General features: G+C 70.4%; 15 protein-coding genes. 5 read left to right on the forward strand and 10 right to left on the reverse strand.

All coding sequences use genetic code 11. From position 1 onward, the window contains the following. Positions 1–46: 46 nt before the first annotated feature. On the reverse strand, positions 47–649 hold the full coding sequence (gene thpR / locus Hbl1158_RS01070) for an RNA 2',3'-cyclic phosphodiesterase (protein ID WP_234298236.1): 603 nt from the start codon (positions 647–649) through the stop codon (positions 47–49). 75 nt (positions 650–724) lie between these two features. Here thpR and Hbl1158_RS01075 point away from each other — a divergent pair, with 75 nt between their 5' ends. The 4 genes from Hbl1158_RS01075 (at position 725) to sufU (ending at position 3,951) form a co-directional block, all read left to right on the forward strand. After that, entirely contained in the window at positions 725–1,594 is an 870-nt protein-coding gene (locus Hbl1158_RS01075; RefSeq protein ID WP_234298237.1) for a tetratricopeptide repeat protein, read from the forward strand. An 81-nt stretch (positions 1,595–1,675) separates the two neighbouring features. Beyond that, positions 1,676–1,972, forward strand: coding sequence for a DUF424 family protein (locus tag Hbl1158_RS01080; protein WP_321169948.1), 297 nt, complete (start codon positions 1,676–1,678; stop codon positions 1,970–1,972). A gap of 117 nt (positions 1,973–2,089) precedes the next feature. Next, complete coding sequence (locus tag Hbl1158_RS01085) at positions 2,090–3,379, forward strand: cysteine desulfurase (protein ID WP_234298239.1); 1,290 nt, start codon at positions 2,090–2,092, stop codon at positions 3,377–3,379. Positions 3,380–3,528: 149 nt separating this feature from the next. Further along, complete coding sequence (gene sufU, locus Hbl1158_RS01090; RefSeq protein WP_234299440.1) at positions 3,529–3,951, forward strand: Fe-S cluster assembly sulfur transfer protein SufU; 423 nt, start codon at positions 3,529–3,531, stop codon at positions 3,949–3,951. A 55-nt stretch (positions 3,952–4,006) separates the two neighbouring features. Here the strand turns inward: sufU and Hbl1158_RS01095 are convergent, their stop codons facing one another. From Hbl1158_RS01095 to htpX, 9 genes are all read right to left on the reverse strand, one after another. Then, entirely contained in the window at positions 4,007–4,996 is a 990-nt protein-coding gene (locus Hbl1158_RS01095) for a class I SAM-dependent methyltransferase (RefSeq protein WP_234298240.1), read from the reverse strand. Continuing rightward, on the reverse strand, positions 4,986–6,227 hold the full coding sequence (locus Hbl1158_RS01100; protein WP_234298241.1) for a glycosyltransferase family 4 protein: 1,242 nt from the start codon (positions 6,225–6,227) through the stop codon (positions 4,986–4,988). The genes Hbl1158_RS01095 and Hbl1158_RS01100 overlap by 11 nt, the downstream gene beginning before the upstream one ends. After that, entirely contained in the window at positions 6,220–6,657 is a 438-nt protein-coding gene (locus Hbl1158_RS01105; protein ID WP_234298242.1) for a 6-carboxytetrahydropterin synthase, read from the reverse strand. The genes Hbl1158_RS01100 and Hbl1158_RS01105 overlap by 8 nt, the downstream gene beginning before the upstream one ends. Before the next feature lie 167 nt (positions 6,658–6,824). Then, positions 6,825–7,379, reverse strand: a complete 555-nt coding sequence (locus Hbl1158_RS01110; RefSeq protein ID WP_234298243.1) for a metal-dependent hydrolase — start codon at positions 7,377–7,379, stop codon at positions 6,825–6,827. Positions 7,380–7,410: 31 nt separating this feature from the next. Then, complete coding sequence (locus Hbl1158_RS01115) at positions 7,411–7,785, reverse strand: hypothetical protein (RefSeq protein WP_234298244.1); 375 nt, start codon at positions 7,783–7,785, stop codon at positions 7,411–7,413. Positions 7,786–7,886: 101 nt separating this feature from the next. Further along, positions 7,887–8,918: a DNA repair and recombination protein RadA gene (gene radA / locus Hbl1158_RS01120; protein WP_234298245.1), complete on the reverse strand. Its 1,032-nt coding sequence runs from the start codon at positions 8,916–8,918 to the stop codon at positions 7,887–7,889. A gap of 189 nt (positions 8,919–9,107) precedes the next feature. Then, positions 9,108–9,740, reverse strand: coding sequence for a hypothetical protein (locus Hbl1158_RS01125; protein ID WP_234298246.1), 633 nt, complete (start codon positions 9,738–9,740; stop codon positions 9,108–9,110). Between the two features lie 215 nt (positions 9,741–9,955). Continuing rightward, positions 9,956–10,534, reverse strand: a complete 579-nt coding sequence (locus Hbl1158_RS01130; RefSeq protein WP_234298247.1) for a hypothetical protein — start codon at positions 10,532–10,534, stop codon at positions 9,956–9,958. 50 nt (positions 10,535–10,584) lie between these two features. After that, positions 10,585–11,463, reverse strand: coding sequence for a zinc metalloprotease HtpX (gene htpX / locus Hbl1158_RS01135; RefSeq protein WP_234298248.1), 879 nt, complete (start codon positions 11,461–11,463; stop codon positions 10,585–10,587). 150 nt (positions 11,464–11,613) lie between these two features. Between htpX and Hbl1158_RS01140 the strand changes: the two genes are divergently transcribed. Continuing rightward, positions 11,614–12,507, forward strand: a complete 894-nt coding sequence (locus Hbl1158_RS01140) for a type IV pilin N-terminal domain-containing protein (protein ID WP_234298249.1) — start codon at positions 11,614–11,616, stop codon at positions 12,505–12,507. The last annotated feature ends 56 nt before the right edge of the window (positions 12,508–12,563 follow it).

A 12,563-nucleotide genomic window follows, 5' to 3' on the forward strand; every position in this document is an offset into this window, starting at 1 on the left:
AACCGATAACGCCGGAATACCGGCGGGACGACGGTACCGCCGCGGGCTACAGCGACACCCGCGCTCGCGTCTCGTACTCCGGCCCTTTCTCCGTCAGCGTCGACTCAGTCAGCCGGATCTCGTCGACCTCGAACCGCCCGACGGTCGGATCCGTCTCCAGGTACTCGAGCACCCGATCCTTCCCCCGAGCGTCGTCCATCCGGGCGAGCGTGACGTGCGGCGTGAACTCGTGGTCGGCCTCGTCGAACCCGAGCGCGACCGTCGCGCGCTCGACGGCCCCGGCCAGCCGCGTCAGCTCGGCCGCGCCCTCCCCCTCCCGGACGCCGACCCAGATCACGCTGACGTACTCGCGCGACGGGAAGACGCCGAGTCCGCCTACCTCGGCGTCGAACGGGCCGACGCCGGCGTCGTCGGACTCCGTTCGGCTCTCCGCGGCGCTTCGCGCCGCGCTCGCAACGGCGCGCTCCAGCGCCTCGGTCACGTCGCCGACGCGGGACTCGTTGACCTCGCCGAAGAACTTCAGCGTGACGTGCGCCTGTTCCGGGTCGGTGAACCGGAGGCTCGGAACGTCCCGGAGGGGGTCCTGGAGGGCGGCGACGCCGTCTGCGAGCCGGTCGGGGAGGTCGACTGAGACGAACAGTCGCGGCATACGGTAGCGTTCACCGCCGCCGGAGAAAAATCGCACGCGCAACATACATCCGTCCACGCGGTCGACACACGACCAATGAGCGACGACGAGCCCGAGAGAGAGTCCCACCAGTTCTCGGAGGGACAGGGCCTCAACGAGGACTACGAGGAGTTCACGCTCGACCCCGAGGAGCTGAACGCCGACCCCTCCCAGGTCGACCCCGTCGACACCCGCGTCATCGCGGACCTGCTCGACGAGCGCAACATCCCCAAGGACCGCGTCGACGTGGAGAGCCTGATGGAGGTCGGCCTCTCCTACATGGGGATCAACCGCTTCGAGGAGGCGACGGAGACGTTCGAACGCGCCGCCCAGTTCGCGGACGACGACTCCCTCGAACAGCAGGAGGCGTGGGTGAACAAGGGCGCGGCACACGCGCAGTTGGAGGAGTGGGACGAGGCCATCGGCTCCTACCGCGAGGCGCTGCGCATCGACGACGACTCCGAGCACGCCGCAAGCGCCGAGACGAACCTCGCGTACGCGCTCCACGAGAACGGGCAGGGAGAGCAGGCGCTCGAGCACGCCGAGAAGGCCGTCGAGATCGACCCGCGCTTCCCGCAGGCGTGGTACAACCGCGGCTTCTTCCTCGTCGAGCGCGGCCTCCTCGAGGACGCCGTCACCGCCTTCGACAACGCGATCCGGCTGGGGATGCGCAACGCCGAGGTGCTCGAGGAGAAGGCGCGCGCGCTCGACGAACTCGGCCGCGAGGACGAGGCCGAGCGCGCGGCCGAGCGCGCCGAGGAGATCCGCGAGGAGGCCGAACAGCGAATGGTCGAAGAGCAGGCGGAGGGCGGCGCGATGGGCGCGGGCGGCGCGGGCGGTGCCGGCGGTGCGCCCGGCGATCCCGGGCGTCGCGACGGCGACGCCGGCGGACTCGACGGCGACGACCTCGACCTCGGGGGTCTGTAGATGGACCCCGACGGCGACGGGGGTGCTGACGACGTCGACCGCGACGCGGCCGACAGCGACGCCGATGTCGACGCCGACTACCTGCTCACGCGTCGGGAGACGCCCGAGGGAACCCTCGTCGCCGTCTGCGACACGGCCGTGCTCGGGGAGACGTTCGAGGAAGGGTCCGTCTCGCTCGAGGTGACCGAGGAGTTCTACGGCGGCGCGGACGCCGAGCCGGCCGAGGCCGACGCGGTCGTCGAGGGACTGTACGACGCCGACACCGCGAACCTCGTCGGCGAGGGCTGCGTCACCGTCGCCGTCGACGCCGGCGTCATCGACGCCGAGCGCGTGCTCGAGGTCGGCGACACCCTGCACGCGCAGTTGCTCTGGCTGTAGGCGGGCGTGGACCGCGATCGAGATCCGCGTCGGACCCGGCCGAGCGTGCCTCAATTCGGTTACGTCGACCCCGAACGACCGAAGGGATGTTACCCCTCCGCGCCCTCGTATCCGGTAATGGAAGCGCCTGAGCAGGAGTCACAGCCGTATCCGCTCGACGTGGAGGCCGTCCGCGCCGACTTCCCCATCCTGGAGCGGAAGGTCGGCGGCGACGTGACCGTCCCCGGCGAGGACGAGGGCGACACGGAGCCGCTCGTCTACCTCGACAACGCGGCGACGAGCCACACGCCCGAGCCGGTCGTCGACGCCATCGCGGACTACTACCGCTCGTACAACTCGAACGTCCACCGCGGCATCCACCACCTGAGCCAGGAGGCCAGCGTCGCCTACGAGACGGCCCACGACCGCGTCGCCGAGTTCGTCGGTGCCGAGGGCCGCGAGGAGGTCGTCTTCACGAAGAACACCACCGAGGCGGAGAACCTCGTCGCGTACGCCTGGGGCCTGAACGAACTCGGCCCCGAGGACAACGTCGTGCTCACGGAGATGGAGCACCACGCCTCGCTGGTCACCTGGCAGCAGATCGGCAAGCGGACCGGCGCGGACGTGCGCTTCGTCCGCGTCGACGAGGACGGTCGCCTGGACATGGACCACGCCCGCGAACTCGTCGACGACGACACCGCGATGGCGAACGTCGTCCACGTCTCGAACACCCTCGGCACGGTCAACCCGGTTCGCGAGTTCGCGGACCTCGTCCACGATCACGACGGGCTGATCTTCGTCGACGGCGCGCAGTCGGTGCCGCACATGCCGGTCGACGTGGGGGCGATCGACGCGGACTTCTTCGCCTTCTCGGGACACAAGATGTGCGGCCCCACCGGGATCGGCGTGTTGTACGGGAAGGAGCACCTGCTGGAGGAGATGGAGCCGTACCTCTACGGCGGCGAAATGATCCGGAAGGTCACGTTCGAGGACTCCCAGTGGGAGGACCTCCCGTGGAAGTTCGAGGCCGGCACGCCCGTCATCGCCCAGGGGATCGCCCTCCACGCCGCTATCGACTACCTGGAGGACCTGGGTATGGAGAACGTCCACGCCCACGAGCGACTGCTCGCGGAGTACGCCTACGACCGGCTGACCGAGTACGACGACGTGGAGGTGTACGGCCCGCCGGGCGACGACCGCGCCGGCCTCGTCGCGTTCAACCTCGACGGCGTCCACGCCCACGACCTCTCCAGCATCCTCAACGACCACGCCGTCGCCGTCCGCGCCGGCGACCACTGTACCCAGCCGCTGCACGACAAACTCGGCGTCGCGGCGAGCACCCGCGCGAGCTTCTACGTCTACAACACGCGCGAGGAGATCGACAAACTGGTCGAGGCCGTCGACGACGCGCGCCAACTGTTCGCGTAGGCGCTCGCCATCGGGGTCCGTTCCCGCTCCGCGAGAGAGGAGTGACCTCGCTCCGCATCTTACCGAGCGAGCGCCGAAGCCGTTCACGCACCGCGAGCGGCGGCGGAACCGTTTTCCCTCGCACTCGCCAATTCCCGTCAACAATGGGCATTGGCGGCGGCTCCGACATGTATCGCCAGCAGATCCTCGACCACTACAAGAACCCGCGCAACTACGGCGAACTCGACGACGCCACGTTCTCCCACACCGGCGAGAACCCCTCCTGTGGCGACACGATCACCGTCGACGTGCGGCTGGAAGACGACGGGGAGACCATCGAGTACGTGGCGTTCTCCGGCGACGGCTGCGCCATCTCGCAGGCGTCGGCGTCGATGCTCTCCGAGCGCCTGCCGGGCACGACCCTCGACGAACTCGAGGCGATGGACACCGACGACGTGACCGAGATGCTCGGCGTCGACATCTCCCCGATGCGGATCAAGTGCGCCGTGCTCGCCAGGCAGGTCGCACAGGACGGCGCGAAGCTCCACGAGGGCGACATCGACGACCTCGACGTGACCAGAACCGAGGACTGAGCGGTCGGTCGGTCGCCCCCGAGTCGCGGCCCGTCGCGTCACGCCTCGCCTCGGCTCAGGGTACCCGCCCGAACAGGTCGCGATTGACCGCCTCGTACTCGAGCGTTCCCCGTTCGAGTTGCGTTCGCCTCGTCTCCGCCCACTCCGACAGCGTCGCGTCCGCGACCGCGCCCGATTCGCGAACCGACGCGACCACCGTGTCGAGGACCGTCTCCAGGAAGGTCGCCTCGTCGGCCGGGTAGCCGTCCCCCTCCTCGCTCGCCCCCTCGCCCGCCACGTCGCCCGCGACGACCCAGTCGGCGCGCGCGTCGACCGCCGGCGGCGACCCCGCCGCCCGGAGCCGTTCGACCAGCAGCGTCGCCGCCCGTCCCCGATTCCGCATCGTCCCGTGGAAGGCGTCGATCACGGCGTCGTCCGCGGGGTGGTCGGGCGCGAACCGCGTCTCGCCGTCGAAGGTGAGCGGCAGGTGATACCAGCCCTCCGGCGCGGCCGAGCGGAGCAGGGCGAGCACGTCCTCGGGGGCCAGCAGGTCCGCGAACGACCGAGCGACGACGCCGTCGAACGGCTCTTCGCTCCCGTCCTCTGCGACCGCGCGGGCGTCGTCGACCCGGAAGCGGACCCGCAGGGCGGCGTCGCGGTCGCGGTGACCGATCCGAACTCCGGTACCGCCCGCCGTCTCACCTCCCTCGCTCACCGCGGTCGAGTCGACCGCGTATCCGGCCTCGGCCGCCTCCTCGCACAGCCGCGCTCGGCCGGCCGCGAGCGCGCGCTCGTCGGTGTCGACGGCGACCCACTCGCCGAGGGGGAGCGCGCCGTCGGCGACGAGGCGACGGAGCACCCCGCAGGTGCCGGCACCGGCTTCGAGCACGCGGACGCCGCGGTCCCCATGGTCGTCATGGCCGCCGTGGTCGCCCTCGTGCCTCCGATCAGTCCCTCGATCGCCCCCGACCAGCGCCGACCGGAAGGCCGCGGTCGCGGCGTCGCTGTGGGCGCGGTCGTCGACCGTGCGCGCGGCCTCGAGGTACGCCACGTCGTCACCCTCCATCGGCCACCTCCGCGAGGAACCCGGCGACGCCGGCGACCGTGTCGCCCCACGGGGGGTGGGACGCGAAGCGGTCGAGCGCGGCCGCGCCCATCCGCGCCAGGGCGTCGCGGTCGGTCGCGAGCGTCGCGAGCGCGTCGCGGACGCCGGCCACGTCGCCCGGATCGACGAGGAACCCGGTCTCGCCGTCGGCGACGACCGAGGACGCCCCGCCGGCCGCCGAAGCCACCGCCGGCAGGCCGAATCCCATCCCCTCCAGATACGCCATCCCGAACCCCTCGTACGTCGAGGGGACCGCGAGCGCGTGCGACTCGCGCAGCACCGCGGCGAGGTCGGGCGTCGACAGCCGCCCGCGAAACGACACGCGGTCGGCGACGCCCAGATCTCCCGCGAGCGCCCGGACCCGGCGGCGGTGTTCGGGGTTCGGTTCGGGGCCGACGACGGCGAGCCGCCAGTCGGGGACGGTCGTCTCGCGGTCGCTGTCGCGGTCGCGGTCGGCGTCGCGGTCGCTGTCGCGGTCGGCGTCGCGGTCGCTGTCGCGGTCGGCGTCGCTCTCGCGGGCACAGCACGCGCCCTCCTCGTCGAGCCCGGCGAGCGCCTGCAGCAGCGTCCCGTGTCCCTTTCGGGGGACGAGCGAGCCGAGCGCGACGACGCGGAACGGCGATTCTCCCGCCCGCCGAGTCACGTCGGCCGCCGTCACGTCCGGGTCGAACTGGTCGGCCGGCGGCGGCGCGACGTGGGTCGGCACGTCGTCGCCGACGAGCGCCGTCACGTCACGCGCGGTCGTATCGCTCACGCAGACGGCCGCCGAACACCCCCGTAGGAACAGCCGCTCCAGTCGCGCGGCGACGGGCGCGAGGCGACCGCCCTCCGCGTGCCGGAGGTGATGCACCAGCGCCACGGCCGGCGTCCCCCCGCGGCGGAGTCGGCGGACGAGCCCCCACGCTCCGGGGTGTGCCAGCTCGTCGACGACCACGGCGTCGGCCTCGCGAAGGCCCGTGGGGATTCCCGTCGCGAGCCCCGGGGCGTCGAGGACGCCGATGGGATAGCGACGCCACGGCACAGAGAACGCTCGAACGGACGCGCCGGCCGCGCGCAGGCCGGCGACGAGTCGGCGGTCGTAGCGAAACCCTCCGGAGGTGGTGTCGGGGTCGCCCGGCACGACGAGCGCGACCGTGAGGCCGTCGTAGGCGGCGGAGTCGCCTGCTGTCCCGCGAGACGGCGACTCAGCCATCGCCGCCCGTTTCGCGGGCGTCCTCGGCGGCGTCGGAGTCGCCGGCGGCGGCGATCGACCCCTCGTAGCCCGCGGCGGCCTCGTCGTCCTCCCAGACGGTGACGCGCAGCGTCTCGGCGGGACCGTCGGCGGCCGCCGGGGCGAGTCGGTCGTGGAGGACGCGCGCGAACCGCTCGACGCTGGGATTGTACCCTTCGAACTCGGGCAGGTCGTTCAGCGTCGCGTCGCGGTAGCGTCCCTCGGCGTCGTCGAGGGCGTCGCGCACGTCGTCGATGTTGACCAGGTAGTCGTACTCGGTGAGCGACTCGCCGGCGAAGGTGGCCTCCACCGAGAACACGTGCGAGTGGAGGGTTCCCTCGGGACCGGGATCGGGAACCGTGAGGTAGTGCTGTGCGACGAACTGTCGTGTGACGGTCGTGCGGTATGTCATGCGTGGAGACCGACGGCCGGACGCGGCGTCGCGACGCGACGATCCGGCCTCCCGCCGTCGCGTCGGTCGAACTGCTGAGAGATGCCAACGGCTCCGACGCCCTAAACGTGTCGCGAGCCTTCGGGTCACAGGACGGGGCCGGTCGCTCCTCGTTCGGCCCCGACCGATTATCCGACGAACTCCTCGACGACCGGCGGGAGTCGACGGCGGACGAGCGCGTACGCGACGCCGAGGGCGACGCAGGCGGCCGCGATCGCCGGGAGCGGTCGCGGGTAGTACGCCACGACCGGCACCGCGAGCACGGCGGTCGCGGCGGCGTCCTCGGGAGCGCCGTCGTATCGGATCCGGTAGCGCGGTCGGATCCACCGCCCGTGAAGGTGGTCGAACACCGCCTCCGAGGAGGTCCGTTCCCACGGGCGTATCTCGTCGCCCGCGCCGAGTGCGTCCGTCCCGGCGTGAACGGCGAACGAGGCGGCGAACGTCGCCGCCGACACGGTCGAGAGCGTCGGGACGGCGACCGCGACGGCGACGGCCGGGACTGCGAGCGCCCACCCCAGGACAGGGAAATGGAGCGTCCGGCGGTGGCGGCCGACGAACAGGTCGACGTCGGGCACCAGCCCTCCGACCACCCCGGCGAGCGCGGCCGGCACGGCCAACTCGGGCGCGAGCGCGACGACCGGGGCGGCGACCAGCGCGCCGACCAGCGCGTGCGTGAACGCCATCATCGACGGACGGATCGCGGTCGCACGGCCGTTAGGACTCCCGGCGGTACAGCACGACGAGCACCGCGATCAGCGCCACCTGCACCACCTTGTCGGCGATCCCGGTCGCGCCGAACTCCGGGGCGTTCGCGACGTACCACAGCGGGATCTGCCCGGCGGTGAATGGGATCCCGAGCAGGTAGAACAGCCGCCGTCGATATTCGAGCAGCACCGCCGCGATGCCGCCGAGGAAGCCGACGCCGGCGACGAGGAACGCGACGGCCATCCCCGCCTCCGACCGGAACGCCCACGCGAGCCACAGGTGGATGACGCCGGTGACGGCCGACAGCGCGACCCCCGCCCAATGGAGTCCTGTCAGCGAGTCCGTCTGCAGCGTGCTACCGCCAGGCGCGGTTTGGGTGCTCATGGCCGTGTACTGGGGCGGAATCCTGTTAAAAACTCGCGTCGCGGTGGCTCCTCGGCCCGCTCGGTCGCGGGGCCTCTCGCGGACGCCGACTGACCCCGTGCTTACTCGGGCTTCAGCCCCTCGTTCTGGACGCGCATCACGGCCTCGCCGTCGGCGAGGTTCGGCGCGTCGACGAGCCGGACGATTCGCTTGTCGCCCTTCGACTTGCGCAGGTAGATGCGGAACGTGGACTTGTGACCGAGGATGTGGCCGCCGATCGGCTGGGTCGGGTCGCCGAAGTACGAGTCGGGGTTGGCCGCGACCTGGTTCGTCACGAGCACGGCGACGTTGTAGAGGTTGCCGACCTTGTCCAGTTCGTGGAGGTGCTTGTTGAGCTTCTGCTGGCGCTCGGCGAGCTCGCCGCGGCCGACGTACTCGGCGCGGAAGTGGGCCGTGAGCGAGTCGACGCACAGCAGGCGGATGGGGTACTCGCTGTCCTCGTGCTCGCTGGCCAGCTCGTTGGCCTTCTCGGCGAGCAGGATCTGGTGGTTGGCGTTGAACGCCTTCGCGACGTGGATGTAGTCGAGGAAGTCGTTCACGAGGTCCTCCATCGCCTCGTCGTCGTCCGGCGAGCCCTCGATCTCGCGGCGCTCGAGTTCGTCCTCGAGGATCTCGTCGTCGAGTCCGCGGACCATGTCGTCGATCCGCTCCGGGCGGAACGTGTCCTCGGAGTCGACGAAGATACAGCCGCCCTCCAGACCGCCGTTCTCGTTCGACAGCTGGACGTTCACGGCCATCTGGTGGGTCACCTGCGACTTACCCGAGCCGAACTCGCCGTACACCTCGGTGATCGACTGCGTCTCCAGTCCGCCGTCGAGCAGGTCGTCGACCTCGTCGATCTGCCAGGAGAGCTTCCCGATCTCCTCGCGTCGCTCCAGCACGGCCGCGCCCGTCTCGAAGCCGCCCACGTCGGCGGCCTCGCGTGCCCCGTTGATCACGTCCGCTGCGGTCGACTCGCCGATGTCGGCGGTGTTGCCCAGGTCGCCCGGGCTCGCGACCGCGAGACTCTGATAGCTGCTGAAGCCCGCGTCGACGAGCTTGTCCGCCGTCGCCGGCCCGACTCCCGGAAGCGCCTGTAGATCGTCTTCTGGCATCGTACTCCGTCCTTGCTCGGCTCTACACATAAACCCTCGTTAACAGCAAAGTGAAAGTGAAACGGCGGTACGCGGACGGGTCGCTCACGCGAGGTGTGCGAGGGTTCAGAAGGGATCGGGCGGTCGACGACGGGCTACCGCGGGCGACGGATCACCGGGGGCGGTGCGACGATCGGAACCGGCGCGCGCTCAGCCCCACGGGTGGCCGTTCGGCGCGTCGGGCCACAGCGGGTACCAGTACTCCTTGTCGGACTCGATACCGAGTTCGCCGTCGAGCACGGACTCCAGTTTGAACTCGATCCTGCTGTCGCGGTCGTCGGTGCCCGTCGGCGCGAACGGGTAGTACGCGCCGCGGCGGAACGAGTACACCCAGTACGCGCGGTCGCCGTCGCCGGCGCAGCCGCTTCCGCCGCCAGACCGCTCGAACCCGAATACGGCCGCCAGCAGCCGCGAACCGTAGCCGCGCTCGACGAACTCGTCCGCCGCGAAGTGGACGGAGGTGACCAGGTCCTCGGGGTCGTCGTCGGCGAGGACGACCCACTGGTAGCCGTAGTCGTCCGCGTGTCGACGGAACTCGGTGCCGGTCTCCTCCTCGCCGGCGTCGAGGATCGATTCGACGGCGTCGACCGTCTCGGCGAAGTCTGTGGAGTCGACCGAGGAGAAACACAGCGCCGCCTCGCCGACCGAGCGGAAGTCGAGATCCGCCTCCATCGTGACGTAGGCGGTGCTCATCCCGAAGAGGTCCTCGGGGTCGGCGTCGCTGACGGCGTCGGTCTCCGCGCGGGAGCCGAGCATCGACCGGAGTGTGTCGAGAATGCCCATCGTCGGTACTGACAGGTCGGCGCGGCGGCGTGTTCAAGCCGTCGGCTCCGGCGGTGCCGATCCGTCGTCGCGGGTCCGGTCGCCGTGGCAGTCGCGGTCGCTGTCGGTGGGTCAGTCGCAGTCGCGGTCGCTGTCGGTGGGTCAGTCGCCGTGGCGATCGCTATCGCCGTCGGCAACCCTCCCGGCCTCTCCGGCGGCGATCGGGCCCTTCGGCGTCAGTTCCCCTGGATGGCGTCGATCACCATCGCGGCGGCGACGACGGGCTCTTTCGGCACGTCGCTGGCGTCATCGATCGTGATCTCGTAGGTGTCGCGCAGCGAGAACTTCCCGGCGATCGTGCCGACGTGGCCGCCGTCCGCGTCGGTGATCTCGTAGCGGTGCGGGATTAGATAGCCGAACGGGAGGACGTTGCGCGCGATCGTCGTCGCCGCGCCGCGGGAATCGATCCGCGCGATCACGGCCTCGGTGTCGGCGTCGCGGATCGTCCACGTGTCCTGGAGGATCGAGTAGTCGTTGTCGAGGATCACCAGGTCCTCGCCGGTCCGGGAGTCGGTGAGGACGTAGTTGCCCGCCACGTCGACGATCCCGCCCGCGCGCACCTCGAACACGTCGTTGCCGTCGGCGTCGACGAACGGGAACTGCTCTTTCAGCTTGAACATCTTCTGCTTGCCGCGCAACACGACGTTCCCGGCGGAATCCTCCGCGCGGTACTTGTTGCGGACGAGGCTCTGGACGACGGTGTAGGTGTCGTCGGTGAGGGCGATGCCGGCGATGTCGTATGCGGGGTCGCTCACGACCTCCGATTCCGCGGACTCGTATTTGAACGTTCGTGTGGGACGACGCCTCAGCGCGTCTCCATCTCGCGCTCCAGGTCGCGGAGGCGCTCGACGCGCTTCTCGGTGCTCGGGTGCGTGGAGAACAGCTTTCCGACGAAGCCGGACCTGATCGGGATGACGAAGAAGGCGTTCATCTCGGCGGTGTCGCGCAGGTCCTCCTTCGGAACGCGGTCCATCCCGCTGTCGATGGTGACCAGCGCCGACGCGAGCGCGCCCGGCTTGCCAGAGATGGCCGCCCCGCCGCGGTCGGCCGCGAACTCGCGGTAGCGCGACAGCAGGCGGATGAGCAGGAACGAGATCACCCACACGACCAGCGAGACGACGATCGCGACGAGCACGGGTGCCTGGTTACCGCCGCCGCGGTCGCCGCCGCCGCCGAACAGCCAGCCCCACCGAACGACGATGAACGCCAGCGTCGACAGGAACGACGCGATGGTCATCACCATCACGTCGCGGTTCTTGACGTGCGCCAGCTCGTGGGCGAGCACGCCCTCGAGCTCCTCGTCGTCGAGCGTGCGGAGCAGGCCGGTCGTCACGCAGACGGTCGAGTTCTTCTGCGAGCGCCCGGCCGCGAAGGCGTTCGGGACGCGCGTGTCCGCGACTGCGACCGTCGGCTTCGGGAGGTCGGCCTGCTGAGAGAGGCGCGTGATCGTCCGGTGAAGCTCCGGATACTCCTGTTCGGACACCTCGGTCGCGCCCATCGAGTACAGCGCGAGCTTGTCGCTGAAGAAGAACTGCCCCAGCGAGAACAGCCCCATGATCGCCACCATCGCGAACAGCCCGACGAAGCGGGACAGCACCGCGATGAACACGATGTAGAGGGCGAACAGCAGGAACCCCGTGATGACCATTCGGCCCCGGAGGCCCCAGTCCGTCTTCCATTCCATGCCGTCCACTACCGGGCGGACGAATTAAACGCTGTCGTGGCTGGCCGTCCGTCGTGACCGGTCCGCTCGCGATGTTCTCGTGTCCCGAGATAGCACGTGTGATAACCGGACCGAACCGATTAACTGAGATTTGACCGTATTTCGGACAGAGTGCACCATCGCGCGCAGTCGGAGGTCGTCAGCACCATCACCATGGTGGCGGTGGTGCTGTTGACCACCACGACGGTCGGGTTCGCGTTCGTCGAGTCGACGGGCTCCGGCGACGCCGCCGCCGGTCCGCTGGCGACGATCGCCGTCGAGAACGACGGCGGGGACCTGACGATCACGCACCGCGGCGGCGACGCGCTCGCGGTCGACGAGATCGCGGTCACGGTCGCCGACGCGACGTTCGAGGGTGCCGACGGCGACATCTCGGGACCGGACGTCGCCGACGGCGAGTTCTCCGTCGACGACGCCTTCACGCTGAACGCCTCGGCCGCGCTCGCCGACGCCGACGGCTCGGTCGTCGTTCGGATGGTCCACCGTCCCAGCGGGAGCGTCGTCGACGAGGGCCGCGTCGCCGCCGACGCCGGGTCGTCGCCGGCGACCGCGACGCCCGAATCGACGCCGACTGCCACCGCTACCGCGACGGGGACGCCGACGGCCACCGCGACCGCGACGCCCCCGCCCGACGACGACCCGCCGACGATCGGCGAGTTCGACGCCGATGGCGAGGGCGACCGGATCGAGATCACCGTCCGCTCGGACGAGGCGCTCGACACGCTCGACGTGCGCGTGTCCGACGACGACGGCGACGTGGTCGCCCGACTCGACCGCGACGCGTTCGTGCTGGACACGGGCGACGACTACACCTACACGGCCAGCCTCGGCGTTGACTCGGGTGAGTACACCGTCTCGTTCGTCGGCGCGACCGACGATGCCGGCAACGATGCAGTCGGTGAGGACGACGACACGCTCGATGACCGCGAGGTCGATATCGAGGAGGAGGAGGAGGACGACGATGACGACGACGACGATGACGATGACGACGACGACGATGACTAACGACCCGACCGCTCCGAGCGCGTCCCTCACGACGGTCATCGAGTCCGGAAACCGTT

Origin of the sequence: Halobaculum sp. CBA1158 (assembly GCF_021431925.1) — an archaeon.
GTDB lineage: Archaea > Halobacteriota > Halobacteria > Halobacteriales > Haloferacaceae > Halobaculum.